Raw genomic sequence first — 23,693 nt, forward strand, 5'->3', positions numbered from 1 at the left:
ATGAAACAGATTGCTTTTGCCCTTGCACTGACATTGGCCGCGCCTGCGGCCTGGGCGGCGGACAAACTGCCGTTGTCAGAGATTTCGAACTACCTGAACCAAATGAAAACGGTTCAGACGAGTTTTACCCAGGTCAATGACGATGGCTCGCTGAGCACCGGCCAGCTTTGGATTCAAAGACCGGGCAAGATGCGGTTCGAATATGATCCGCCGGACAGCGCTGTTGTTCTGGCACGGACGGGCAGCGTTCTGATCTTCGATCCCAAATCAAACCAACCACCCGAGCAATATCCGTTGAAGCGCACACCTTTGTCCTTGGTTCTGGCACGCAACGTCAATCTGGGGCAGGCCAATATGGTGGTTGGGCACGAGTTTGACGGTACGGCAACGGTTGTCACGGCGCAGGATCCCAAGAACCCAGACTCAGGTCGGATCGAGCTGATGTTTACCGACAATCCTGTTGAGCTGCGAAAATGGGTGATCCACGACAATGCAGGCACCCAAACCACTGTGCTGCTGGGCCCGCTGAACAAGGGCGGTACCTTTGACCAGGATCTCTTTTCAGACAAATAGCGAATAAGGGTCAGCAAAACCGCTGACCCCATCACGCTTAGTATCGGCAGTTTGCCAGCTGAGACTGGTACATATCAGCGCGCGCATCCACGTCGCTGGCCACGCCAAGCAACCAGGATTTGCGATTGTAGCTGCCACGCGCATACCCCGTGTGCCCTTCGTGATAGGCTAGGTACTGGTTACGCGTGTCGGAGGGGTGGATGCCATTCCGCTCGTAGCTTTTGTTCATGTACCAACCGATAAAGTCCGACGCATCGCCGATCCGATCCCGCTTGGCGCGGCGCTTGCCGGTTTCACGCTGGTATTGCTCCCACGTGCCATCCAGGGCCTGACCATAGCCATAGGCGCTGCTTTGACGGCCCATCGGGATCACGCCCAGAACATAGCGGTGTGGCGTGCGCGCATCGTGGCGATACCGGCTTTCCTGATAGATGGTGGCCATCTGAACGTGAACGGGAACACCCCATTTACGCTCGGTTTTTTGGAAGGCCCGGATATAGTCGGGCTTTTCGCGCGCAATACTGCACGCGTCATTCAATCTGCTGGGCGGTTGCTTGGAACCACCCCCACAGGATGCCAAAAGCAGCACCCCAAGGAGTACGAAAAGAAATCTGCTCATGTGCCTCATGCCTTTTTTCTGGCATTCTAGCGCAGATTGAGCGTGGATGGAATCACAATCGCTAGAGCACAAGTGCCAAAACAAGTGGCAGTGTTGCAACGGACACCAGCGTTGACACCATAACCATCCCGGCCACCGCATCTGCATCCGCTTCAAACCGTTCGGCCAACAGATAAGATGTGACCGCGACCGGAGTACACATCTGCAGGACCAACACACCAAAGGCGATCGCTTCAAGATCGAATGCAACAGCAACAAACCAACCCAGTGCAAAGCAGACAGCGACTTTCAGAAGGGACAGCCAGACTGCTCGACCCAGACTGCGCGTGGTGAGCCGTGCAATAGCAACACCAACAGTGACCAGCATCAACGGCACAGCCATTTGCCCCAGCAAATCCAACGTGTTGGTCAAAAAAACTGGAGTCTCCCACCCGCGCCACAAAAACAGGGCGCCGAGAATCGTGGCCCAGACCATAGGTTGCCGGATGACCTGCCCATGCGCGCCTTTTCCGGCAACCAAATAAATACCGTAGGTGAAGGAAAACAAAGCCGTCACCGACAGGAAAATCACGGCATACCCCAGTCCCGCCTGACCAAAGGCGAAGATGCACAGCGGCAGCCCGAGATTGCCGGTATTGCCAAAAATCAACGGTGATAGATAGGTGCGCTGGTCCAGTTTCAGTACGCGAACGAGGACCCAGAAGACAGCTGCCAGAACAAGGTTGGCGACGATCGTAGCGATGGTAAAGCGCGACAGGTCACCGCCGGGTATCTCGGTTTGCATAAGGGCGACAAAGATCAGGCTGGGGACCGCCAGTGTCATGGCAAATCGGGTGACGAATTGCAGTCGATATTCGAACCCCAACTTGATCCAGGCAAAGCCGATCCCGGCCAGAATGAAGACCGGCGCTACGATTTCGAACACTGTCAGTAGAAGGTTCACAGACTGTTTCCCCGAATTTCAGATCAATGATTGGCTTTTCCGCCCGGAAAGAGGTAGTAACTTCTTTGGGGGCTGAAACAATGCTAAAGACACACGCCAAATACGGCCTTGGACAGGTTGTTCGACACAAAAAACATCCCTTCCGAGGGGTGATTTTTGACGTCGATCCGGAGTTTTCGAACACCGAGGAATGGTACGAAGCCATCCCCGAAGACAGTAGGCCGATCAAGGACCAGCCGTTCTATCATCTGCTGGCCGAGAACGATCAATCCTTCTATGTCGCTTATGTTTCAGAACAAAATCTGATCGAGGATCAATCGGGCGAGCCGGTCGAGCATCCGGATATCCCCAATATGTTTGGTCCTTTCGAAGATGGGTCCTATCCGCTGCACTTTCATCTGAACTGAACCTTTGGGCCCGTGGGGCCAAAGGCGACTGTGTCTAGTAGCCGAGTGCACATCCATCCTTGCGCGGATCGCTTGCGCCTTCCAACACACCATCCTCGCGGATTCGAATAGCCTGGGCCCCGCCAAGCGGGGTTTCTGGAATCGTGACAGTGTGGCCAATATCCGCCAATTGTTGAGCGACCTTCTCTGAGAAGCCACGTTCCAGTTTCAGAACTCCGCCATCGGCAAAAGCACGGGGGGCATCGATGCTGGTTTGCAGCCCAAGGTTGAAATCTGTCAGGTTCGATACAAACCGGGCGTGGCCCGTTGGCTGATATGCCCCGCCCATCACTCCAAACGGCATCATGACGCGCCCTTTCTCGGTCAGCATGCCCGGAATGATTGTGTGCATCGGGCGTTTCCCGCCGCCCAATTCGTTGGGATGACCGCGTTCCAGCGTAAAGCCCGCTCCACGGTTTTGCATCAGAATACCGTATTTTTTCGAAGCAATCCCCGAGCCGAAACTGTGAAAGATTGAATAGATCAGCGACACCGCCATCCGGTCCCGATCAACAACTGTGATGTAAACCGTGTCTTTGTGAATGGCTTCGGTCAGCGGTGCGGGAGACCCCATTGCGCGTTTGGGATCGATCAGCGCAGCGAGGCGTTCGGCCACGTCTGGGTCGAGGAATTGTTCCGCGCGCGCGGTGTGGTCCGGATCGGCGATGAATCGGTTACGGGCATCATAGGCTAGCTTGGTGGCCTCCGCTTCGATATGAACCCGATCTGCGCCCAACGGATCCATGCGCGCCAAATCGAAGTGTTTCAGGATGTTCAGAAGCAGGATGGCGGTTGCGCCTTGTCCGTTCGGTGGATGTTCAAGCAGATCAATGCCACCGTAGCTGCCGCTCACCGGATCTGTTGGCGTGCATTCTGTACGTTCAAAATCACCGTCAGTGTGGACACCACCGAGTTGAGACAGGGCAGCCAGCATATCCTGCGCAATTTCACCTGTGTAAAAGGCCTCGCGCCCGTTTTTGGCGAGGCGGCGCAACACTTCGGCCTGACCGGGGGATCGGAAAACCTGACCAATCTTGGGCACCTTTCCATCGATCAGATAGTGTTGTTTGGCAGCCCCTTGCAGGGTTGGTGCCCCACTTTTCCAGTCGAATGCAACGCGTGGCGCGACTGGGACACCCAACTCGGCATAGTGGATGGCGGGTTGCAGAATTGCGTCCAGACCTAGCCGCCCTTCAGCTTCAGACAGATGGCAAAAGGCATCGACCGCGCCGGGAATTGTGACCGCATCGGGGCTGGTCAGGGGGATCGCGGTCAGCGACCGGGCACGCAACGCATCAGCATTGGCCCTGAACGGGGCTCGGCCTGATCCGTTCAGCGCGCGCACCTTGCTTTCGCCCGCCCGATTGAACAGGACAAAGCAATCGCCGCCCAGCCCGGTCATTTGTGGTTCGCAAATGCCCAGCAGAACCGCCCCGGCAATGGCCGCGTCCATCGCGTTACCGCCCTGTTCCAGAATATCTAGCGCGGCCTTTGCCGCCAGAGGATGCGATGTTGCGCACATTCCCTCGGTTACCAGAACCTCGGAACGTCCAGGCAGGTGCAAATCGCGCATAACATCTCTCCTCTTCCTTGCCGTGGCGAAGGTAGAGTGAGGGGAGGGATTGTCCAGTGATTTCAAGGCGAGGGAGGTTCCTCGGCGCCGTTCACTGGGTGGGGGCTGTGACACTTGGCGCCGAGGGAAGCTATCTGAGCTACGAGTCACTTTATGATGGTTGTTTGCGGCGCCACAATGGTTCGAAAAAGGCGTTATTGTGGCGTTATGTCTGCAGTTAAGGCTGGCGTTCAAAGTCGAATCTTAGAGACAGGCGATTGCATCCCTGATGTCGCTCATAGCAGATATCACTGGTCAGTTGATTGATCAAAAACCAACCAAAACCACCTTCGGGCAAATCCTGTAGGTCCGTTTCGACCGAGGCTGGGGTTCCGTCAGGCAATTGATACCCGGGCATCGGGTTCCCGGTGTCCGAGATCAAAATGTCCAATCGGTCACGTTCCAGCCTACAGGTTACCTGCACCTTAGCGGGCGCTATCCCCTCATAGGCATGTTCAACGACGTTATTGATTGCCTCGGCCAGGGCAATCTTAACATCATCTGCCATATGATCAGGCAACCCCTGCTGCGATAGCCCGGCGCTGAGCTGTGCAATCCCGGCGCTGGCTTCTACCTCTGTGGCGGGAAAGCTGAGCTCCAAGCAGGTTTCGTTCCGTATCGGCGTCACGCAGTCCACTCCTGCCAGATCAGTCCAACGTCTCTGCCAAGGCATCGTCCAGAGTGGTGAACAGTTTAAACACTGTGTCCATGCGCGTCAGGCGAAAGACCTTTTCGACAACCGGTTGCAGGCCTGACAAATCCAGCCTGCGCCCGTCCCCAAGCTGTTTCATCGAGGCAACGATGGCACCCAGCCCGCTCGAGTCGATGAATTCGACCCCTGTCAGATCTAGTATGACGCGGTCGCAATCCGTTTCGGTTTCGCGCCGCATATCCTCTTTGAACTGGATGGCCATGGCAGCATCGATTCGGTCAGATTCAACTGTTATGACCTGAGTGGCCCCGGTCGTTTTGCTGGTCAGACCCATTGTGACCGCCCTCTTTGCTAAAACTACGTCGTAGAAATACGCTAGACGGCAAATCTTACCATTCGGTATTCAGGGTGCGGAAATCGAACAAAGGAAAGCCGGGATGAAAGATGTTGTGATCGCAGGGGCCGCTCGTACCCCTATGGGTGGGTTTCAGGGCATGTTTGATGGCGTCTCGGCGGCAGAGCTTGGTGGAACGGCGATCCGGGCAGCTCTTACGCAGGCAGGCACCCAGACAGTGGATGAAGTTCTTATGGGTTGTGTTCTTCCCGCAGGCCAGGGGCAGGCCCCCGCGCGCCAGGCCGGGTTTGCAGCTGGTTTGGGCGAAGACGTGCCCGCAACAACGCTGAACAAGATGTGCGGGTCGGGTATGAAAGCTGCCATGATGGCCTTTGATCAGATCGCGCTGGGTCATGCGGACCTGATGGTTGCGGGCGGAATGGAGAGCATGACAAATGCACCTTATCTGTTGCCTAAAATGCGGGGGGGCGCGCGCATCGGGCATGGGCAGGTTGTGGATCACATGTTTCTTGATGGCCTGGAAGACGCCTATGACAAAGGCCGCCTGATGGGCACCTTTGCCGAAGACTGTGCCGAGGCGTATCAGTTCACGCGCGAGGCGCAGGACGAATACGCCCTGCAATCTTTGTCTAACGCATTGGCTGCACAGGAAAACGGCGCCTTCGACCAAGAGATCACGCCCGTATCCGTGCGCACCCGCAAGGGTGAGGTGACCCAGTCCACCGATGAGCAGCCTGAATCCGCCCGGCCTGAGAAAATCCCGACCCTGAAACCTGCCTTCCGCAAGGATGGCACAGTCACTGCGGCCAACGCTTCCTCAATCTCGGATGGTGCTGCCGCGTTGGTACTGGCGTCTGCCGCCCAGGCTGAAGCGCAGTCTCTGACTGTCCGTGCGCGCATCCTGGGCCACGCCAATCATGCGCAGGCACCGGGTCTATTCACGACGGCTCCGGTTCCCGCAGCGCGGAAACTGCTGGATCGGATCGGTTGGTCGACCGAGGATGTCGATCTGTGGGAGGTGAATGAAGCCTTTGCCGTGGTCCCTATGGCTTTCATGCATGAAATGGGATTGCCACGTGAGAAGGTGAACGTGAACGGCGGCGCCTGTGCGCTGGGTCATCCCATTGGCGCATCGGGCGCGCGGATCATGGTTACGTTGCTGAACGCGCTTGAAAAACGGAACCTCAAACGCGGTGTCGCAGCGATTTGTATTGGCGGAGGGGAAGGCACCGCCATCGCCATTGAACGTGTTTGACGCTCTATCTTTTTCTACATAGTTCGGGGATACGAGGCTGGTTCTCGTATCCTCTGCCGGAAAGTGCGTCATGACCGTCGACTACGATACCCTTGCCAAAACCATTGCGTCCCTGACTGAGGGGGAAACGGATCATGTTGCCCTTATGGCCACCATCGCCTGCGAGGTGCATCACTCCGATGATCGGTTTGACTGGACCGGGTTCTACCGCGTGACCGAGCCCGGCCTGCTGAAGATCGGACCGTATCAGGGGGGCCATGGCTGTCTGGTCATTCCGTTTGAACGCGGCGTCTGCGGGGCCGCCGCGCGCACGGGTGAGGTGCAACTGGTGCCGGATGTGGACGCTTTTCCCGGCCATATCGCCTGTGCCTCGTCCACCCGGTCCGAGCTGGTTCTGCCGGTTCGCGACGCCACGGGTGCGCTGATCGCGGTATTTGACATAGACAGTGATCAGCCCGACGCATTTGATCAAACCGATGCAAATCGCCTTGCATCGATCCTGACCCAGACGTTCGGCGGCTAATTCTCACGCGCCCTTATCCATACATTAACACCGTCTAAGTGGTCGTGAAAAAACTCTTGGAAATTTCACAGAACTGCGCCATCGTGAAAAATGAGATGTAAATTTCACGAGATTCGGAGATCCCTTTGAACAGTCAGGCCCCGCAAAGCGCCACACTCGGCGCGGACCTGCGCGCCCTGCGCAAGGCGCGGGGGCTAACCTTGTCCGAGATTGCCGAGCGTCTTAACCGCTCCGTCGGGTGGCTCAGCCAGGTTGAGCGCGACATGTCCGATCCGTCGATCTCGGACCTGCGCCAGATTGCAGAATGTCTGGGCGTGCCGATGTCAATGTTGTTTGCGCATTCCTCGGTGCCCGCGGAAGAGCAAGGTTATGTGGTCCGTGCCGGGTCACGCCGACCAATGGGCTCGGGCGAGGAAGGGCTGATTGAAGAGCTGCTTTCGCCCGATCTGACAGACGATTTCGAAATGGTCCATTCCACATTTGAGCCTCGATCGAAAATGCAAAAGCCTGCCAATCGACCGACGCAGGAAGTTGGATATATGATCTCGGGCCGGCTGGATCTGACCATCGGCGCGCGTCAATACACCGTCGAACCGGGCGACAGTTTTCGGATTAAGCATGAACCCTATCAATGGGCGAACCCCTATGATGAGCCTGCAGTGGCTATCTGGGTGATCGCTCCGCCGGTGTATTGATGAGCTTTGAAGCCTGGACCATATTCGCGCTGTTCTGGGTGGTCTTCGTCACCACCCCGGGGCCGAATGCGGTCAATTGTATTTCGAATGGGATGAGCCTGCCGCTACCCAAAGCACTGCTGGGGGTTTTGGCCATCCTAACCCAAGCCAGTGCGTTTCTGATCCTGTCCGCGCTGGGCATCACTGCGCTGATCGCGGCCTCGCCGACCGGGTTCTTCATCGCCAAACTGGTGGGGGCGGGGTTCTTGATCTGGGTTGGTGTTCGGGCTTGGATGAACGCGACGAAACCGGCACCGGCATCCGAAAGACCCGCGCGGCATGTCTATCTGCATGCGCTGGCTGTCGCGACGATCAATCCCAAAAGTGTGGCCGGGTATCTTGCCGCTTTCTCGCAGTTTGTGCAGCCGGATGTGCCGATCTGGCAGCAGATGGGGGTGATCATGCCGACCGCGCTGGTCATCACCACACTTAGCTATACCGGGTTCACGGTGCTGGGTGCGTTGATGGGCAAAGCCGCGCTAGGGGCCGTGTTCAACATCTGGGTGCGCCGCGTGATGGCGACCTGTTTCATCATCTATGGCGTGTTGCTGGGAGCCAGCTCAACGCCAGCAGCAAAGGGATAGACACATGCAGTCCGGTTCCTGCCTATGCGGTGCGGTTGCGTTTTCGATCGACGGCGACCTGTCACCGCCCTCGGTCTGCCATTGCGGCCAATGCCGCAAGCAATCGGGGCATATCTGGTCGTCGACCTCGACCCATCACGACAACTTGAGTTTTACCGCCAGTGACACGCTGCGCTGGTTTCGTGCTTCAGAGGCCGCCCGACGCGGTTTTTGCAGCACGTGCGGCTCGTTCCTGTTCTGGCAGCACAACGACGAGGACACGATTTCCATCTCCATGGGCGCGTTGAGGGAACCCACGGGCCTGACGCTTTCGAAACACATCTTCGTCGTCGACAAGGGCGACTACTACGACATCACGGACGACCTGCCCCAACGGGCACAGTAACAGGGATCAAGACACATGAGCGATTTTCCAACAAAAGCCCGCGTGGTTATCATCGGTGGCGGTGTGGTGGGGACCTCCTCGCTGTATCATCTGGCCAAGAAGGGCTGGACCGATTGCGTTCTTCTGGAAAAGAACGAGCTAACTGCTGGATCGACATGGCATGCGGCGGGCAACGTGCCGACCTTCTCGAATTCATGGGCGATCATGAACATGCAGCGCTATTCGACCGAGCTGTATTCACGGCTGGCCGAAGAGGTCGATTATCCGATGAACTACCACGTCTCGGGCTCGATCCGTCTGGCTCACAGCAAAGAGCGGATGCAGGAATTCGAGCACGCCATGTCGATGGGCCTGTATCAGGGCATTCCGATGGAAATGTGGACCCCGGAAGAGGCCAAGGAACGCTATCCGTTCCTGGAAACGCATGATCTTGAAGGTGTTCTGTATGACCCAACAGATGGTGATATCGATCCGGCACAGCTGACACAGGCGCTGGCCAAAGGAGCCCGCGATATGGGTCAAAAGATCATCCGCTTCTGCCCGGCGACAGGTGTGACCCAGCATGATGATGGCACCTGGACCGTGCATACTGACAAAGGCGACATCGACTGTGACTATGTGGTCAATGCCGCCGGTTACTACGCACAGCGCGTGGGTGAATGGTTCAAGCCCTTCGGCGGCCGCACCGTGCCCGCCATGGTCATGAGCCATCAGTATCTGCTGACCGACGAAGTCCCCGAAGTCGAAGCGTGGTCGAAGGAAAACGGTGGGAAGAAACTGCCTCTACTGCGCGACGTGGATATCTCTTACTACCTGCGACAAGAGAAGCACGGCTTCAACCTTGGCCCGTATGAGCCCAACTGTAAGGGCCACTGGATGACCGAAGATGACCCGATGCCCGAGGATTTCTCGTTCCAACTCTGGAACGACGATTTGGACCGGATCGAAGACATCGTCACCGATGCGATGGAGCGGGTGCCGCTGATGGCGACCTCGGGCGTTGGCCGCGTTATCAATGGCCCGATCCCCTATGCGCCGGACGGTCTGCCGTTGATCGGCCCAATGCCGGGTGTGAAGAACGCGTTTGAAGCCCACACCTTTACCTTTGGCATCGCGCAGGGCGGGGGCGCCGGCAAGGTGCTGGCCGAATGGATCGTTGATGGCGCCACCGAATGGGATATGTGGGCCGTCGATCCGCGCCGATACACAGATTATACCGATCAGGACTACTGTAACCAGAAGGGCCTGGAGGTTTATGGCAACGAATACGCCATGCATTTCCCCCACCACGAATGGCCTGCCGCGCGAGACAAGAAGCTGTCTCCAGTGCATAACAAGATCATCGCACAAGGGGGCGTCATGGGCGCGTACAACGGCTGGGAACGCGCCAACTGGTTCGCGAAGCCGGGCGACGATACTTCGTTGGCTGCCACCCATACCTGGGGACGTTCGGGTCCGTGGGAGCAGCGGGTCAAGGAAGAATGCGAGACGGTGCGTGACCATTGCGGCGTGCTGGACCTGCCCGGGTTCTCTCGGTTCATGGTCAAGGGTGACGGCGCGGCCGAAGCGCTGCGCGGGCTGGTCGCGGGCGGCCTGCCCAAGGTCGGTCGTATCAACCTGGTCTACATCTCCGATCCGCGAGGTCGCATCCTAACCGAGATGTCCTGCCTGCGACTGGGCGAGGATGAGTTCGTCATGATCACCGCCGCGACAGCACAGTGGCATGACCGTGATATCCTGAAAGCCGCGATGCCCGCTAACGTCAGTGTCGAGGATGTCACCACAACACGCGACACGCTGATCGTGACCGGCCCGAAATCGCGCGAGGTTCTTTCGGGTCTGACCGATGCCGACCTGTCGCTGGGATGGCTGACCCATCAAAGCGCCACTGTGGCCGGGCAGCCTGCCCATCTGATCCGCGTGTCCTTCGCAGGAGAACTGGGCTGGGAAGTCCATGCCCTGAACGCGGATATGCCAGCCATCTACGACGCGATCCTCGACGCCGGGGCCAAACCGTTCGGCATGTATGCCTTGAACTCCCTGCGCATCGAAAAGGGTTACCGTGCGTGGAAGGGCGATCTGTCGACCGATTACTCGCTGCTCGAAGGCGGGTTGGAGCGGTTCGTTAAACTGGACAAGCCCCAGGACTTCCCCGGCAAGGCTGCAATCCTGAACGAAAAGCAGCAAGGGGTGAAGAAAGCCTTTGTCACGCTGACCGTTGAGGCGGGCGATTGCGACGCGCCTTACATGTCCTGCATCTGGCAGGGCGATCAGATCGTGGGTGAAACGACCTCGGGCGCATGGGGCTATCGCGTTGGAAAGTCCATCGCGCTGGGCATGGTCAAAACTGATGCTGCGAACCCCGGAACCGAGCTTCAGGTGGAAATCTACGGCCAGAAATACCGCGCTGTGGTAGAACAGGACCAACCGCTCTGGGATCCGGCGAACGAGCGGCTGCGCGCCTGACCGTTGAAAGGAAGACCATATGGGCAAACGCTATTCAGTTCTGGGGCCTGGTGAAGGCCCCAACTATGACTGGGAAAACGACCATACGTTTGTGAAAGTGTCCGGTCGCGATACGAATGGCGCTTATACCCTGATGGAGGACAACCTGAAGGCCAGCTTCGCGCTTGGCCTTCATCGTCATGAAACTCACGCTGAAACGTTCTATTTTCTGGATGGTGAGGTTGATTTTTACATCGATGGCGATTGGCATCGCTGCGGGGCAGGGACAACGATGCACGTGCCCCCCGGTGTACCGCACGCGTGCCGAACAGCGGGCAATGCACCCGCAAGGATGCTGATGATCTACCAACCTTCGGGTTTTGATGATTTTCTGGCTGAGATGGCGAATATGAGTGAGGCTGACTTTGCCGATGAAGCGAAGATGGCAGCACTCAATGCCCGCTACGACATTGTCCCGATGGGCCCCGTTCCTCCCCATCCCGATGACGCAGATTGACCAGCGACCCCTATGACCATCCCGACCAAAATGTCCGGCGTTTACCTGACCCACCATGGTGGGCCCCAGGCGCTGGAATGGCGCGAGGATATTCCAGTGCCAACACCTGGACCAGGGCAGGTTCTGGTGCGCGTTGCAGCTGCCGGGGTCAATAACACGGATATCAATACACGGGTCGGCTGGTACTCTTCGGATGTAAAGGGGTCCACAGACGACGTCGATCAGGATGTCGAGGCCGGGGGCTGGGACGGTGCGTTACAATTCCCTCGGATTCAGGGGGGTGATCTGTGCGGCATTGTCGAAGCTATCGGTTCTGATGTGGGGTTCAAACCGGGGCAGCGTGTGACCTGCCCGATCAACCTGCCGCGTCCGCGCCCCGGTCACCCACACGGGTACATTGCGCTGGGGTCCGAGATCGATGGCGCCTTTGCGCAATATTGTCTGGTTGAGGCGGATGATCTTTATGACGTCTCCGCTTCGCCCCTGTCAGATATCGAGATCGCGGCCATACCTTGCGCCTTTGGGACCGCCGAGAATCTGCTAACCCGCGCGGGTGTCACCGCTGGTCACAAGGCCCTGATTACCGGCGCATCGGGTGGCGTTGGCCTGGCCGCCGTGCAACTGGCCCGTCTGCGGGGCGTGCAGGTCTGGGGCGTTACCGGGGAAGTCAAAGCCGAGGTGGTGAAATCTCAAGGCGCAGTCGGAACCTTTGACCGCGATGCGCCTCTGCCTACCGATATGTTCGATGTTGTAATCGACGTGGTTGGTGGCCCGGCATGGGCAAATCTGATCCTTGCGCTGAAACCCGGCGGCCACTACGCCGTATCCGGCGCAATTGCAGGCCCGATTGTACAGGCAGACCTGCGCGATATCTATCTGCGTGACATCACCATCCACGGCTGCACGCATCAATCGCCCGAGGTCTTTGGCCGCTTGGTCGAACTGATGAATGTTGGTCACATCAAACCGTTGATCTCCCAAACATATCCCTTAAAGGATATCACCCAGGCGCAAGAGGCGTTTCAGTCCAAAGCGCTGCCGGGGAAACTGGTGCTGATCCCGTAAGGAAGGTTTGGTATGGCGGAGATTACTTTGTTGGATGGCTCAATCGGGCAAGAGCTGGTGAAGCGCAGCAGCAAGCGCCCGACACCCTTGTGGTCAACGCGAGTGATGATCGATCATCCCGAACTGGTCCGTGAGGTTCATGCCGAATACTTCGCGCGCGGCGCAACCGTTGCCACGACCAACACCTATGCTGTTCACCGCTCGCGCCTGGTGCGCGAAGGGATCGAGGATCAGCTGTCGTTGCTGATTCAAACCGCTGTGACCCAGGCTAAGGCCGCGCGGCCGGATGGGGTCGGGCGGGTCGCTGGATCGTTGGGGCCTCTGCTGGCGTCATACCGGCCCGACCTGATGCCTGACCCGGACGACGCGGCCCAAAAGTTCAGCGAACTGGTCGCGTTGATGGCGGATGACGTGGATCTGTTCCTGCATGAAACCGTGTCTTCGGTTCTTGAGGCTGAAGGAGCCCTGCGCGGGACGGCCAACTGTGGCAAGCCTGTCTGGCTGGCCGTGTCGGTGATGGATGAGGACGGAACACGCCTGCGCTCAGGCGAGCCGCTGCAGGAAATCGCCCCACTGGTCGCCGACCATCACCCCGACGCCGTTCTGATCAACTGCTCGCGGCCCGAGGCAGTCCCGGCGGCGTTGGATGTTTTGTCCGGTATGGATCTGCCATTCGGGGCCTATGCCAATGGTTTCACCCATATCGCAGATGGGTTCCTGAAAGACGCCCCGACTGTTGATGCGCTGGAACGGCGCAATGACCTGAGCCCCGAGGCCTATGCCGATCATGCCATGGCTTGGGTCAATCAAGGTGCAACGATAGTCGGCGGATGCTGTGAGATCGGCCCGGACCATATCGAAGCACTAGCACAGCGCCTTAAATCTGCCGGCCATAAGATCGTCTGAGACATGTGCGGGGCGGAATGACAGAGACACCCGTTTCAGCCTCTGCCGATCAAGGCGCTGATCTTGTTCATTTCGACATACTGGTCGCGCCGGGCTATGTGCTGCTAGAACTGGCCTCGTTGGTGGATGTCTTGCGCATTGCAAACCGGGTCTGCCCGTCGCCCCGATTTTCTTTCAGCTACCGATCCCTGCGCGGCGGACCTATTGCCAGCAGCAGCGACGCAACCGTTGAGACCAAAGCCGTTTTGCCCAACCCGACGGCGACCTACCTTTTTGTCATAGGCAATACCAACCCGGATCAGCCAGACCTGTCACTGGGCCGTGTCGTATCGGACTATACCTATCGCGGTGCGCAGGTATTCCTATTGGCCGAAGCAGCCAGCCGTTACATAGACGAACAGGGCACAGCCGATTTGGCAACGCATTGGGAAAACGCTTCTTTCCTGCGCGAACGTGGCGCAGGTTTTGAGGCCAAACTATCAATCGCAACCGAACGTGGAGCGGTGGTCACCTGCGCCGGGATGGGCGCGACGACAGATATCGCGCTGGCGGTGATCGGGCGCCACATCTCAGGCGCTGTGCAAATGACAGTGGCTGATATCATGCTGCATGAAAACATCCGCGATTTTTCGTCCTTACAGCCGTTTTCCGGGGCAAAGACCACGGCGACCGGGGACCTCAAGCTGGATCAATGTATCAAGCTGATGCAGGCCAATATCGAAGAACCGCTGCCGATTCATGAGATCGTAGACCTGCTGGGCCTGTCGAACAGGTCGCTGGAACGGAAATTCAAAGCCTTCTTCGGCACCACGCCCAATGGGTTTTATCGGGAAATGCGGCTGGCCAAGGCCAACAACCTGTTGCTGAACACAACCATGAGCGTCCGTGAGATCGGCCTCGCCTGCGGCTTTCCAAACGGGTTCTCGTCGGTCTACCGAAGCTTTTTTGGGGTCACGCCTTTCGCGATGCGGCGCCAGAAGAGGCAAACCGCGCATAGGTGATTTTTGTAGTTGTGCTGACGTTTTTGACAGGTTTTCTGTCGATCTTCCATGCGATGCAGGGGAAAACCTGACAAAGCGGAGTCTGCACAATGGTTGATCTGCCCAGCAAAGCCCGAGTGGTCATCATCGGTGGCGGTGTAATTGGATGCTCGGTTGCCTATCACCTGACCAAGAAGGGCTGGCAAGATGTTGTCCTGCTTGAGCGCAAGCAATTGACCAGCGGCACGACATGGCATGCGGCCGGCCTGATCGCGCAGCTGCGCGCGACGGCAAACATGACCAAACTGGCGAAATACAGTCAGGAGCTTTATGGCGCGCTGGAGGAGGAAACTGGCGTGGCCACCGGGTTCAAACGCTGCGGTTCGATCACCGTGGCCTTGACCGATGAGCGCAAGGAAGAGATCTACCGTCAGGCCGCCATGGCCCGCGCGTTCGGTGTTGAGGTCGAAGAGATCTCGAACGAGCGCGTGCAAGAGCTGTATCCGCACATCAATCTTGAAGGAGTAAAAGGGGCCGTTTACCTGCCTCTGGACGGGCAGGGTGATCCGGCGAACATTGCGCTGGCGCTGGCCAAAGGTGCCCGCCAGCGCGGTGGTGTCGTCAAGGAACGGGTGAAAGTCACAGATGTCGTCAAACAGGGCCGCAAGGTCACGGGCGTGGACTGGGTCGCCGACGATGGCAGTACTTCGGGCCATATCGAATGCGAAATGGTGGTGAACTGTGCCGGAATGTGGGGACATGAAGTTGGACGCATGGCGGGTGTGAATGTGCCGCTGCACGCGTGTGAGCATTTCTACATCGTGACTGAAGGGATAGACGGTCTGACTCAGTTGCCGGTGCTGCGTGTACCGGATGAATGTGCCTATTACAAAGAAGACGCAGGGAAAATCCTGCTGGGCGCGTTTGAGCCAAACGCCAAGCCCTGGGCGATGAACGGCATCCCCGACAGCTTCGAGTTCGATCAATTGCCCGAGGATTTCGACCATTTCGAACCGATCCTCGAAGCTGCCTGTGAGCGCATGCCGATGCTGGCCGAAGCAGGGATTCATACCTTCTTTAACGGACCGGAAAGCTTTACGCCCGACGATGCCTATCATCTGGGCCTTGCGCCTGAGATGGACAATGTCTGGGTCGCCGCCGGGTTCAACTCCATCGGCATCCAATCCGCCGGTGGCGCAGGCATGGCGCTGGCCGAGTGGATGGATACGGGCGAGAAACCCTTTGATCTGGGCGATGTGGATATCAGCCGGATGCAGCCGTTTCAGGGCAACAAGCAGTATTTGTTTGAACGCTCGAAAGAGACATTGGGCCTACTTTACGCTGATCACTACCCCTATCGCCAAAAGGCCACCGCACGCGGTGTGCGCCGGACGCCGTTCCATCATCACCTGAAGGAACAAGGGGCCGTTTTCGGCGAATTGGCCGGTTGGGAACGCGCCAACTGGTTCGCCAATGACGGGCAGGAACGCGAGTATCAGTATAGCTGGAAACGACAGAACTGGTTCGAAAACTCTGCCGCCGAACACCGGGCCGTGCGCGAAAATGTCGGCATGTATGACATGTCTTCCTTCGGCAAAATCCGCGTTGAAGGGCCGGATGCCGAGAAGTTCATGAACTATATCGGCGGCGGCGATTACGCGGTCGCCAATGGCAAGATCGTCTACACCCAGTTCCTGAACCGAGCGGGTGGGATCGAGGCCGACGTGACAGTTACCCGCCTCACCGAGACCGCCTATCTGGTGGTCACCCCGGCGGCGACCCGCTTGGCTGATCAGACCTGGATGATGCGCCATGCGGGTAATTTCGACGTGGTCATCACGGATGTCACCGCGGGCGAAGGTGTTCTGGCCGTCATGGGACCCAATGCGCGCGCGTTGCTGGAAAAGGTCTCTCCGGCGGATTTCACGAACGCGACCAACCCTTTTGGTACCGCGCAGAACATCGAAATCGGCATGGGCCTGGCCCGCGTCCATCGGGTGACCTATGTGGGTGAGCTTGGTTGGGAGATCTATGTCTCCTCAGATATGGCCGGCCATGTGTTCGAAACGCTACATGACGCCGGGCAAGACATGGGGCTGAAGCTGTGCGGGATGCATATGATGGACAGCTGCCGGATTGAAAAAGGTTTCCGCCATTTCGGGCATGATATCACCTGCGAAGATCATGTGGTCGATGCAGGGCTAGGCTTTGCCGTCAAGGTCGACAAGGGCTGCGATTTCATTGGCCGTGAGGCCGTGATCACACGCAAGGAAAATGGGCCTCAAAGCCGTCTGGTACAGTTCAAACTGACCGATCCCGAACCGCTCCTGTTCCATAACGAACCGATTGTGCGGGATGGCGAATATGTCGGCTATCTGAGTTCGGGCAACTACGGCCATACGTTAGGCGGTGCCATCGGCATGGGCTATGTTCCTTGTGAAGGTGAGAAACCGGCCGAGGTGCTGGCGTCGACTTACGAGATCGATGTCTGTGGCGTGAAGGTCAAAGCCGAAGCGTCCTTGAAGCCAATGTATGATCCCAAATCCGAACGCGTCAAAGTCTGAGACGGATCAGGGGGCTCTGCCCCCGGCGCCCTTCGGGCAGCTCCCCCTAGATATTTCGGGCCAGATGAAGCACGGGATTCTGACTTCATCTGGCTAAAAATATCTGGGAGCGCGAGGCAGAGCCTCGCTGAATTTGAACTGAATTGTGCATAGAGTCAGACATTGACCCATCACTATTCGTTATGTCGGGCTTCACCGATTTCGGAGTTTTCAACCCCTTAGGAATTGCCGTACACCGGTCCGGTATCAACCGGAGATTTGCCGTGTCACGCACACCCTCTTCACCACAGAATGTAGATACACCAAAGGGGTTGGTGCTTGCGGTTACGGCTTATGTTCTTTGGGGTTTCCTGCCGCTTTACATGAAAGCGATGGATCATATTGGTCCGGTCGAAGTGGTTGCACATCGTGTGATCTGGTCGGTGCCGGTTGCGGGCCTATTGTTGATCCTGCTGGGGCGTACGGGGGATCTGAAAGCGGCCCTTGGTAATCCTAAGATGCTGGGGATGGCGGCGGTCACGGCTGCGCTGATTTCAGTGAACTGGGCGATTTATGTTTGGGCGATTTCAACCGGGCATGCGCTGGATGCTGCGTTGGGGTATTACATCAATCCTTTGTTCAGCATCGCTCTGGGCGCGATATTGTTGCGCGAGCCGTTGAACCGAACGCAGCTTGTTGCGGTTGGTCTGGCCGCGCTGGGTGTTCTGGTTTTGGTGTTCGAGGCCGGGCGGTTGCCTTGGGCCGCATTGGGTTTGATGGTCAGCTGGGGTTTTTATGCCTTTTTCAAACGCTCTCTGCCCATTGGTCCCAATCAGGGGTTTCTGCTAGAAGTGCTGATCCTGCTGATCCCAGCGCTGGCTTATGTGACATGGTTGGGTGTGCAAGGCACTGGCCATTTCGGGGTAGTTACGTCTGACACTCTGCTCTTGTCTTGCGCAGGTATTGTGACCGCTGTGCCTTTGTTGGTCTACGCCAACGGAGCCAAGCTGGTGCGATTGTCGACAATGGGTATTCTGCAATACATCGCGCCCACAATGATTTTTATCACTGCGATCACATTGTTCGGAGAGCAGATTGATCGTGGCCGGATGATTGCGTTTCCGTTGATCTGGGCGGCACTGATTGTCTATTCGATTCCGATGATCCGACAGGCGCGGCGTCAGGTTTGAAGCAAAAGTTTCGCTGCTCTTTCAGCCCAGATCGCATAGGTCTTGGGGCTGGGATGATAGCCGTCCGGTGCGACCAGGGCTTGATCGTCAGGTAGATCCAGTTTCAGATGCCTGAGTTCTGGGTACGCAGCTACCACTCGTTGCAAACCCTGGTCGAGTCGCGCGGATTGCTGGCCTAGAACCCATGCCAGAGGCTGCGGCAGAGCAGGAAACCGGTTCATTTGGGGGACGGCTGTAACCACGACCCGACATGCGCCAAACTTCTGCGTCAGCAGCGTCGCCAATTGGGTCTGGCGTTCGATGAAACGTTTCAGCGTGACACCACGGGTCACATCATTCACCCCCAATGCAGTGACAACAGCGTCATATGTGCCGCCTAGCTGCGACAGCCGGTTAAGCGTGTCCTGAGTTGTATGCCCGGTGGTGGCTTCTAGCCGCCATTCGACCGCGTGATGCTTGGACAGGTGATGCAGCAAATGGCCGGAAAGGGCCTGATCTTGCCTGCCTGCGCCGACCCCCGCGGCAGAACTGTCACCCGTGATCAACAGGCGCAGCCGGGGCCCATGACCGATTTGCCCCTGGCGCGGGCCAGCGGGTTCCGGCAGCATTTGAACCCTGCGACGCACCGCCAGACCCTGTAGTGCAAGAACCGGGGCCAATGGCACGCGGACGATCTGATCGGAGGCAATCGGGAGCGGCATCGTCAGCTGAGTGCGGATTTGAAGTCCAGAAAGCGCGGATCGCGTGTGACGCGGGCCATCATCGCCTCTCGCAGGGCGCCGATGGTTTTGTAAGGGCGCATGACAACCTCGAATTCCTCTATCAGGCCGTCGTCGTTGAGCGTGATCAGATCCACGCCAACCGCGTCCAGATCAGCGACCTTGCATTGAAATTCCAATGCCCAATCGCAGCCGCTGCCCATGATCCGTCGATACCGAAAGTCGGAAAATACCTGCCCCACGTGGCCTAGGACAGCCGCGACGGGCTCTCGTCCTGTCCATGTGCTGAAATAGGTCGGGGGCATAAAGCGGACGTCTTCGGCCAATAGAGCGCGGATCTGCGTCTCATCCCCTTTGGCGACAACCTGTTGCATGTGTTCGATTGTTGGATGCATGGCATCTCTCCCTTGATCAGTCCAAGGGTTCACGAACACCGTGTGGCACGCAAGGACGACGTTGCGGTAGGGTGCGCCCTGCGTTAGGCAGGCGCGCATGACCGAAGCCTATGATCCCCCGAACACACCGCTGGATGTGCTGCATGAAGATGCGCAGTTGATCGTGGTCAACAAACCTTCGGGATTGTTGTCGGTTCCGGGCAAGGGTGATCATCTGGCGGATTGTCTATTGACCCGTGTCCAGGCCGCATTTCCGCAGGCCTTGTTGGTGCATCGGCTGGATCGGGATACCTCGGGCGTTATGGTGTTCGCCCAGACCCCTCATGCGCAACGGCATCTGAGCATGCAGTTCGAGAAACGTCAGACGCGAAAAACTTATGTTGCGCGTGTTTGGGGGCGGGTCAAAGATAAGACTGGAACCGTTGATTTGCCGCTGATCGTCGACTGGCCCAACCGCCCGCGTCAGATGGTATGTCATGAGACCGGCAAACTGGCGGTGACCGACTGGCGCGTTGTGAAACATGAAGGTGAGAGTACCCGTATGCGCCTGTTTCCCAAGACCGGTCGGTCACACCAGCTGCGAGTTCATATGCTGGCAATGGGCCACCCGATATTGGGTGACCCGTTTTATGCCGAAGGCCCTGCGCGCGATTTCCAGCGCCTGATGTTGCATTCCGAGGCACTGCGTCTGAAAAACCCCGAAGGCGGGGTTTCCATGAAATTCAGGGCACCAGCGGAGTTCTGAGTTCAGGCCGTACTGGTCCACAGCATTTTCAGATTACCCAATGAGAAGCGGCGCCTGCGCTTTTTTGTTCTTGCTTGGCAGGGCTGTCTCGCCTGCGCAAGTTCGCGTTCAATCTCAAAGGCGCGCAGCGTGTGGTCGTCCGACCAGCGGCCAAGTTTCAGGGTCATCATGACGTGGTTGTCGAGATAGGGCATGCCATCACTCCTTTTTCGGGACTGTTCCAGCTTCGCCCATCACTCCTGACACCCCCTTGTCAGTGGGGCGTGCTAATGTGTCAGTAGCGTTGAGGGAGAAAAACATGCGCCGTTCGACCCGATTGTTCGAAATCATCCAGATATTGCGCGCGGCTGATGCGCCGGTGACGGCCGAGGCATTGGCAGCCAAGCTCGAAGTCTCGGCACGCACGGTTTATCGCGATATCGCGGCGCTGCAGGCGCAGCGCACCCCGATCGAAGGCGAGGCGGGGATCGGGTATCTGATGCGCCGGGGATATGATCTGCCGCCGCTGAATTTCGATGCGGAAGAGGTCGAGGCCCTTTGGGTGGGGCTGTCGCTTCTGGCGCGTACGGGCGATAGTGAGCTGCAGGAAGCCGCCCGCCGCATCTGCCGCAAGATCGACGCGCTGCACGACACGCCCAGACGCTGGCTGCAGGTTTCGACCTGGGGAACACCGCCGGATGATCCGGCCAAAGGCTGCGTGCCAGTTGCCAACTATCGAGAGGCCATTCGCAGCGAACAGAAAATCCGCATCACTTATGTGAATGGGGCAGAGGAACGCACCATTCGCGTCGTCCGCCCCGTGGCCCTGATCTACCATATCGAATGCACGATGCTGGCCGCATGGTGCGAGCTGCGCAGCGGGTTTCGCCATTTTCGAACGGACCGTATCTGGGCCAGCGAAAGCATAGATGAGAGCTTTTGCGGCCAGGGTGACTCCCTGCGCACGCTTTGGCAGGAACAGACCCGTTGGGACAGCCATGTCGAAACCGCCTGATCGGTGGGTTTGGGCAGGTATTCGCCGACTTCACCGCATTGTTGCTTGAGCCTTTGGGTAGTCCCCATGATATAACGGGCTGAACAGGGCAAACCCGAACAAACCGGGGGCCGGAGCAGAAGGTGATATCATGACGATTTCCAAGTTTTTTATGGCAACCGGGCTGGGCTCGGCCCTAGCGCTGGCAGCATGTACCGATCCGGGTACGTTGAATGCACCCGGTGATCCAAACCAGAATGCCAAGCAGGGTGCGCTTATTGGCGGTTTGGTCGGGGCAGGGGTCGGGGCCATCGCCAATGACTCGGACCCGTTGCTGGGCGCGTTGGCGGGCGGCGCAATTGGTGCGGCAGGCGGTGGTCTGATCGGCAATCAGCTTGACCGTCAGGCAGCCGAACTGCGCCAGCAACTGGCCAATGACGGCATCACTATCGTGAATACCGGGGATCGTCTGATTGTGACCGTACCGAACGACATCACCTTTGACACCGACAGCGCCACTGTACGCCCGGCCTTGCGCTCGGACCTGGTGAAGGTCGGGCAGAACTTGGTGAACTACCCCAACTCGAATGTGCAGATCATCGGCCATACCGATAGTGATGGCGATGCCGCGTATAATCAGGGCCTGTCGGTCCGTCGTGCGAATGCGGTCGCGGACATTCTGCAAGCCAACGGCGTCGGCTATAACCGCATCACAACCATCGGACAGGGCGAGAACAATCCAATCGCGTCGAACCTGACACCGGCGGGCAAGGCGCAGAACCGCCGGGTTGAGATCGTGATCGTTCCAAGCGGCAACGCCTGATCGCGCAGGGCCTGTGCACGGAATGGGGTTTGGATCGCGCTTGTCCCGGTCTAACTATGGGGAAACAACGAAACGGAGTTTCCCCTGATGTCCAAACCGATCCTACTGGGCCTGTCCGGGTCCCTGCGCCAAAGCGCAACCAACCGCAAATTGCTACGCGAAGCTGCACGGCTTTTTGATCCAGCTGAGTTTGTCGAAGCCGATCTAAACCTCCCTCTCTATGATGGGGATCTTGAGGAAGACGAGGGTATTCCTGCCGTTGTTCAGACGCTGCGGGCTCAGATCGAGCAAGCAGATGCGGTGATCATCTCGACCCCGGAATACAACAAGGGTCCCTCTGGTGTTCTGAAAAATGCGCTGGACTGGGTCAGCCGGACCGAAGGCAACCCATGGGCCGACAAGCCCGTTGCGGTTATGTCAGCCGCTGCGGGTCGTGCAGGGGGTGAACGGGCCCAGATGATCCTTCGGGCCTATATGGTACCGTTCCAGCCGCTGATTTTGCAGGGTCCGGAAATCCATTTGGCCAACAGTTCGAACGAGTTTGATGACCATGGCAGGCTGACCAGTGCGCGCTATGAGCAGACGCTGGGGACCTTGATGCAGAAGCTACGGAACCTGAGCGCTTAGAGCCGGGTCAAAGCGAGGCTTCGGGCCGGAAATCATCCGGGATCGTATCCCGCCCATCCAGCATAAGATCGGACATGACTTCGGCAATTTTCGGGGCCATGCCGAAACCGATCTTGAATCCGCCATTGGCGATGAACTGACCTTTGTGCAGGGGGTGTTCGCCCAGCATCGGCGCGCGGCTTTTGCTGCGGGGGCGGACGCCCGCCCAACGCTCGATCACCTCGGTCCCGTGCAGCAGCGGAACCGCCTGCATGGCGCGCTCGATCACATCGTCCAGCGCGCTGTCGGTGCTGGCGGGATCGTCATAGTCACGTTCCGAGGTCGAGCCGATGGCCAGCGTCCCATCAGCATGGGGCACGATATGGATCGCATCCGCAAACAGTTGCGGCACCGCGCCCGCATCAAACCGCAGCAGCGCTGCCTGACCCTTTACGCCGTTGCCGATAGTTTTACCAAAGGCTTCGCTCAGCTCTTGCAGGCCAGCGACTCCGGTGGCGTGTACAACCCGACCTGCATCGGGTGCGTCAGTGACCACCTTTACCCCCATAACCGCCAAAGCCGCGACCAGCGCGGCGCAAGCGCGGCGCGGATGCATCCGGGCGGTTAGCGTGTCATGAATGATATAGCCGGTCGGGCTGGGCGGGCACCATGATCCAGCTTCAGCAGTCTTGATCACTCGCCACGCGGCAAGACCCTGCCAAAGATCTTGTGCAGTCAGTTCGCGCGCGCGCGCCAGATCAAGGGTGCGCGGGTCGGCAATCGGCTGGATACGCCCCAAACGCCCGTACCCGGCAGAGACACCGCCGACGGCCTCGACCTGAGCCCAGAACGGTTCGGCCATGATCAGACTGTCGAACTGAAAGGCCTTCTTGGCGTTCCAGTTTTCGGGCACATGCGGGGCCAAAGCGCCGACCAGACCGCCGCTGGAGCCAGCGCCCGGCCCAAAGGGGTCGATGACGCGCACCTTCGCGCCGCGCTGCGCGCAGGTCCAGGCGATCGACAGGCCGAAAATCCCGGCGCCTTTGACGGTCACATCGACCATTGCCAAACTCCTTTTCCTTGTTCAGTGTCGCGCCGCTTAGCT

27 protein-coding genes are annotated in these 23,693 nt (G+C 58.2%); 18 read left to right on the plus strand and 9 right to left on the minus strand.

The window, feature by feature from the left end; all coding sequences use genetic code 11:
* A complete protein-coding gene (locus ACR0EL_RS14990) occupies positions 1 to 573 on the plus strand; it encodes a LolA family protein (RefSeq protein ID WP_353009051.1) in 573 nt (190 codons plus the stop codon).
* Between the two features lie 37 nt (positions 574 to 610).
* Here the strand turns inward: ACR0EL_RS14990 and ACR0EL_RS14995 are convergent, their stop codons facing one another.
* Entirely contained in the window at positions 611 to 1,192 is a 582-nt protein-coding gene (locus ACR0EL_RS14995) for a transglycosylase SLT domain-containing protein (RefSeq protein WP_480500750.1), read from the minus strand.
* A gap of 61 nt (positions 1,193 to 1,253) precedes the next feature.
* Positions 1,254 to 2,135 (minus strand): AEC family transporter, encoded by an 882-nt coding sequence (locus tag ACR0EL_RS15000; RefSeq protein ID WP_480500751.1) that lies wholly within the window; start codon positions 2,133 to 2,135, stop codon positions 1,254 to 1,256.
* An 80-nt stretch (positions 2,136 to 2,215) separates the two neighbouring features.
* On the opposite strand from ACR0EL_RS15000, the gene hspQ reads away from it, so the two are divergent.
* Positions 2,216 to 2,542 carry a heat shock protein HspQ gene (gene hspQ, locus ACR0EL_RS15005; RefSeq protein ID WP_170533369.1) on the plus strand — a complete coding sequence of 109 codons (327 nt, stop codon included), beginning with the start codon at positions 2,216 to 2,218 and terminating at the stop codon, positions 2,540 to 2,542.
* A gap of 34 nt (positions 2,543 to 2,576) precedes the next feature.
* On the opposite strand, the gene ACR0EL_RS15010 is transcribed toward hspQ, so the two are convergent.
* The 3 genes from ACR0EL_RS15010 to ACR0EL_RS15020 form a co-directional block, all read right to left on the minus strand.
* A complete protein-coding gene (locus ACR0EL_RS15010; RefSeq protein ID WP_480500753.1) occupies positions 2,577 to 4,154 on the minus strand; it encodes a gamma-glutamyltransferase family protein in 1,578 nt (525 codons plus the stop codon).
* Positions 4,155 to 4,371: 217 nt separating this feature from the next.
* Entirely contained in the window at positions 4,372 to 4,821 is a 450-nt protein-coding gene (locus ACR0EL_RS15015) for an ATP-binding protein (protein ID WP_480500754.1), read from the minus strand.
* 19 nt (positions 4,822 to 4,840) lie between these two features.
* Positions 4,841 to 5,179 carry an STAS domain-containing protein gene (locus tag ACR0EL_RS15020; protein ID WP_480500755.1) on the minus strand — a complete coding sequence of 113 codons (339 nt, stop codon included), beginning with the start codon at positions 5,177 to 5,179 and terminating at the stop codon, positions 4,841 to 4,843.
* 103 nt (positions 5,180 to 5,282) lie between these two features.
* Here ACR0EL_RS15020 and ACR0EL_RS15025 point away from each other — a divergent pair, with 103 nt between their 5' ends.
* The 12 genes from ACR0EL_RS15025 (at position 5,283) to rarD (ending at position 18,327) form a co-directional block, all read left to right on the plus strand.
* Positions 5,283 to 6,455, plus strand: coding sequence for an acetyl-CoA C-acyltransferase (locus ACR0EL_RS15025; protein WP_480500756.1), 1,173 nt, complete (start codon positions 5,283 to 5,285; stop codon positions 6,453 to 6,455).
* A 70-nt stretch (positions 6,456 to 6,525) separates the two neighbouring features.
* Positions 6,526 to 6,978: a GAF domain-containing protein gene (locus tag ACR0EL_RS15030; RefSeq protein WP_480500757.1), complete on the plus strand. Its 453-nt coding sequence runs from the start codon at positions 6,526 to 6,528 to the stop codon at positions 6,976 to 6,978.
* Between the two features lie 125 nt (positions 6,979 to 7,103).
* The gene (locus ACR0EL_RS15035) at positions 7,104 to 7,673 is read left to right on the plus strand and encodes a helix-turn-helix domain-containing protein (protein WP_480500758.1); all 570 of its coding nucleotides are present in this window, start codon (positions 7,104 to 7,106) and stop codon (positions 7,671 to 7,673) included.
* On the plus strand, positions 7,673 to 8,296 hold the full coding sequence (locus ACR0EL_RS15040) for a LysE family translocator (RefSeq protein ID WP_480500759.1): 624 nt from the start codon (positions 7,673 to 7,675) through the stop codon (positions 8,294 to 8,296). The genes ACR0EL_RS15035 and ACR0EL_RS15040 overlap by 1 nt, the downstream gene beginning before the upstream one ends.
* A gap of 4 nt (positions 8,297 to 8,300) precedes the next feature.
* Positions 8,301 to 8,681, plus strand: a complete 381-nt coding sequence (locus ACR0EL_RS15045; protein WP_480500760.1) for a GFA family protein — start codon at positions 8,301 to 8,303, stop codon at positions 8,679 to 8,681.
* Between the two features lie 15 nt (positions 8,682 to 8,696).
* Entirely contained in the window at positions 8,697 to 11,147 is a 2,451-nt protein-coding gene (locus ACR0EL_RS15050; protein ID WP_480500761.1) for a GcvT family protein, read from the plus strand.
* A gap of 19 nt (positions 11,148 to 11,166) precedes the next feature.
* Entirely contained in the window at positions 11,167 to 11,643 is a 477-nt protein-coding gene (locus tag ACR0EL_RS15055) for a cupin domain-containing protein (protein WP_480500762.1), read from the plus strand.
* A gap of 12 nt (positions 11,644 to 11,655) precedes the next feature.
* Positions 11,656 to 12,708, plus strand: a complete 1,053-nt coding sequence (locus ACR0EL_RS15060; protein ID WP_480500763.1) for an alcohol dehydrogenase catalytic domain-containing protein — start codon at positions 11,656 to 11,658, stop codon at positions 12,706 to 12,708.
* Positions 12,709 to 12,720: 12 nt separating this feature from the next.
* The gene (locus ACR0EL_RS15065) at positions 12,721 to 13,614 is read left to right on the plus strand and encodes a homocysteine S-methyltransferase family protein (protein ID WP_480500764.1); all 894 of its coding nucleotides are present in this window, start codon (positions 12,721 to 12,723) and stop codon (positions 13,612 to 13,614) included.
* Positions 13,615 to 13,631: 17 nt separating this feature from the next.
* A complete protein-coding gene (locus ACR0EL_RS15070) occupies positions 13,632 to 14,615 on the plus strand; it encodes a GlxA family transcriptional regulator (RefSeq protein ID WP_480500765.1) in 984 nt (327 codons plus the stop codon).
* A gap of 89 nt (positions 14,616 to 14,704) precedes the next feature.
* Entirely contained in the window at positions 14,705 to 17,158 is a 2,454-nt protein-coding gene (locus ACR0EL_RS15075) for a GcvT family protein (protein ID WP_480500766.1), read from the plus strand.
* A 263-nt stretch (positions 17,159 to 17,421) separates the two neighbouring features.
* Positions 17,422 to 18,327, plus strand: coding sequence for an EamA family transporter RarD (rarD, locus tag ACR0EL_RS15080; protein WP_480500767.1), 906 nt, complete (start codon positions 17,422 to 17,424; stop codon positions 18,325 to 18,327).
* Here rarD and ACR0EL_RS15085 read toward each other — a convergent pair.
* Complete coding sequence (locus ACR0EL_RS15085) at positions 18,318 to 19,028, minus strand: SGNH/GDSL hydrolase family protein (RefSeq protein ID WP_480500768.1); 711 nt, start codon at positions 19,026 to 19,028, stop codon at positions 18,318 to 18,320. The two genes, rarD and ACR0EL_RS15085, sit on opposite strands and share 10 nt — an antisense overlap.
* Before the next feature lie 2 nt (positions 19,029 to 19,030).
* Positions 19,031 to 19,441 (minus strand): nuclear transport factor 2 family protein, encoded by a 411-nt coding sequence (locus tag ACR0EL_RS15090; RefSeq protein WP_480500770.1) that lies wholly within the window; start codon positions 19,439 to 19,441, stop codon positions 19,031 to 19,033.
* A gap of 97 nt (positions 19,442 to 19,538) precedes the next feature.
* Between ACR0EL_RS15090 and ACR0EL_RS15095 the strand changes: the two genes are divergently transcribed.
* Positions 19,539 to 20,186 (plus strand): RluA family pseudouridine synthase, encoded by a 648-nt coding sequence (locus ACR0EL_RS15095; RefSeq protein ID WP_480500771.1) that lies wholly within the window; start codon positions 19,539 to 19,541, stop codon positions 20,184 to 20,186.
* Between the two features lie 2 nt (positions 20,187 to 20,188).
* Here the strand turns inward: ACR0EL_RS15095 and ACR0EL_RS15100 are convergent, their stop codons facing one another.
* Positions 20,189 to 20,380 carry a hypothetical protein gene (locus ACR0EL_RS15100; protein ID WP_480500772.1) on the minus strand — a complete coding sequence of 64 codons (192 nt, stop codon included), beginning with the start codon at positions 20,378 to 20,380 and terminating at the stop codon, positions 20,189 to 20,191.
* Positions 20,381 to 20,484: 104 nt separating this feature from the next.
* Here ACR0EL_RS15100 and ACR0EL_RS15105 point away from each other — a divergent pair, with 104 nt between their 5' ends.
* The 3 genes from ACR0EL_RS15105 to ACR0EL_RS15115 all read left to right on the plus strand — a co-directional run bounded on the left by ACR0EL_RS15105 (position 20,485) and on the right by ACR0EL_RS15115 (position 22,609).
* Positions 20,485 to 21,180, plus strand: coding sequence for a helix-turn-helix transcriptional regulator (locus tag ACR0EL_RS15105; protein ID WP_353009096.1), 696 nt, complete (start codon positions 20,485 to 20,487; stop codon positions 21,178 to 21,180).
* A 130-nt stretch (positions 21,181 to 21,310) separates the two neighbouring features.
* Positions 21,311 to 21,982 (plus strand): YiaD family glycine zipper/OmpA-like lipoprotein, encoded by a 672-nt coding sequence (locus ACR0EL_RS15110; RefSeq protein WP_480500773.1) that lies wholly within the window; start codon positions 21,311 to 21,313, stop codon positions 21,980 to 21,982.
* An 87-nt stretch (positions 21,983 to 22,069) separates the two neighbouring features.
* The gene (locus ACR0EL_RS15115; RefSeq protein ID WP_480500774.1) at positions 22,070 to 22,609 is read left to right on the plus strand and encodes an NADPH-dependent FMN reductase; all 540 of its coding nucleotides are present in this window, start codon (positions 22,070 to 22,072) and stop codon (positions 22,607 to 22,609) included.
* A gap of 7 nt (positions 22,610 to 22,616) precedes the next feature.
* Here the strand turns inward: ACR0EL_RS15115 and ACR0EL_RS15120 are convergent, their stop codons facing one another.
* Positions 22,617 to 23,651, minus strand: a complete 1,035-nt coding sequence (locus ACR0EL_RS15120; protein WP_480500775.1) for an NAD(P)/FAD-dependent oxidoreductase — start codon at positions 23,649 to 23,651, stop codon at positions 22,617 to 22,619.
* Positions 23,652 to 23,693: the final 42 nt, after the last annotated feature.

Source organism: Ruegeria sp. AH12, assembly GCF_056541465.1.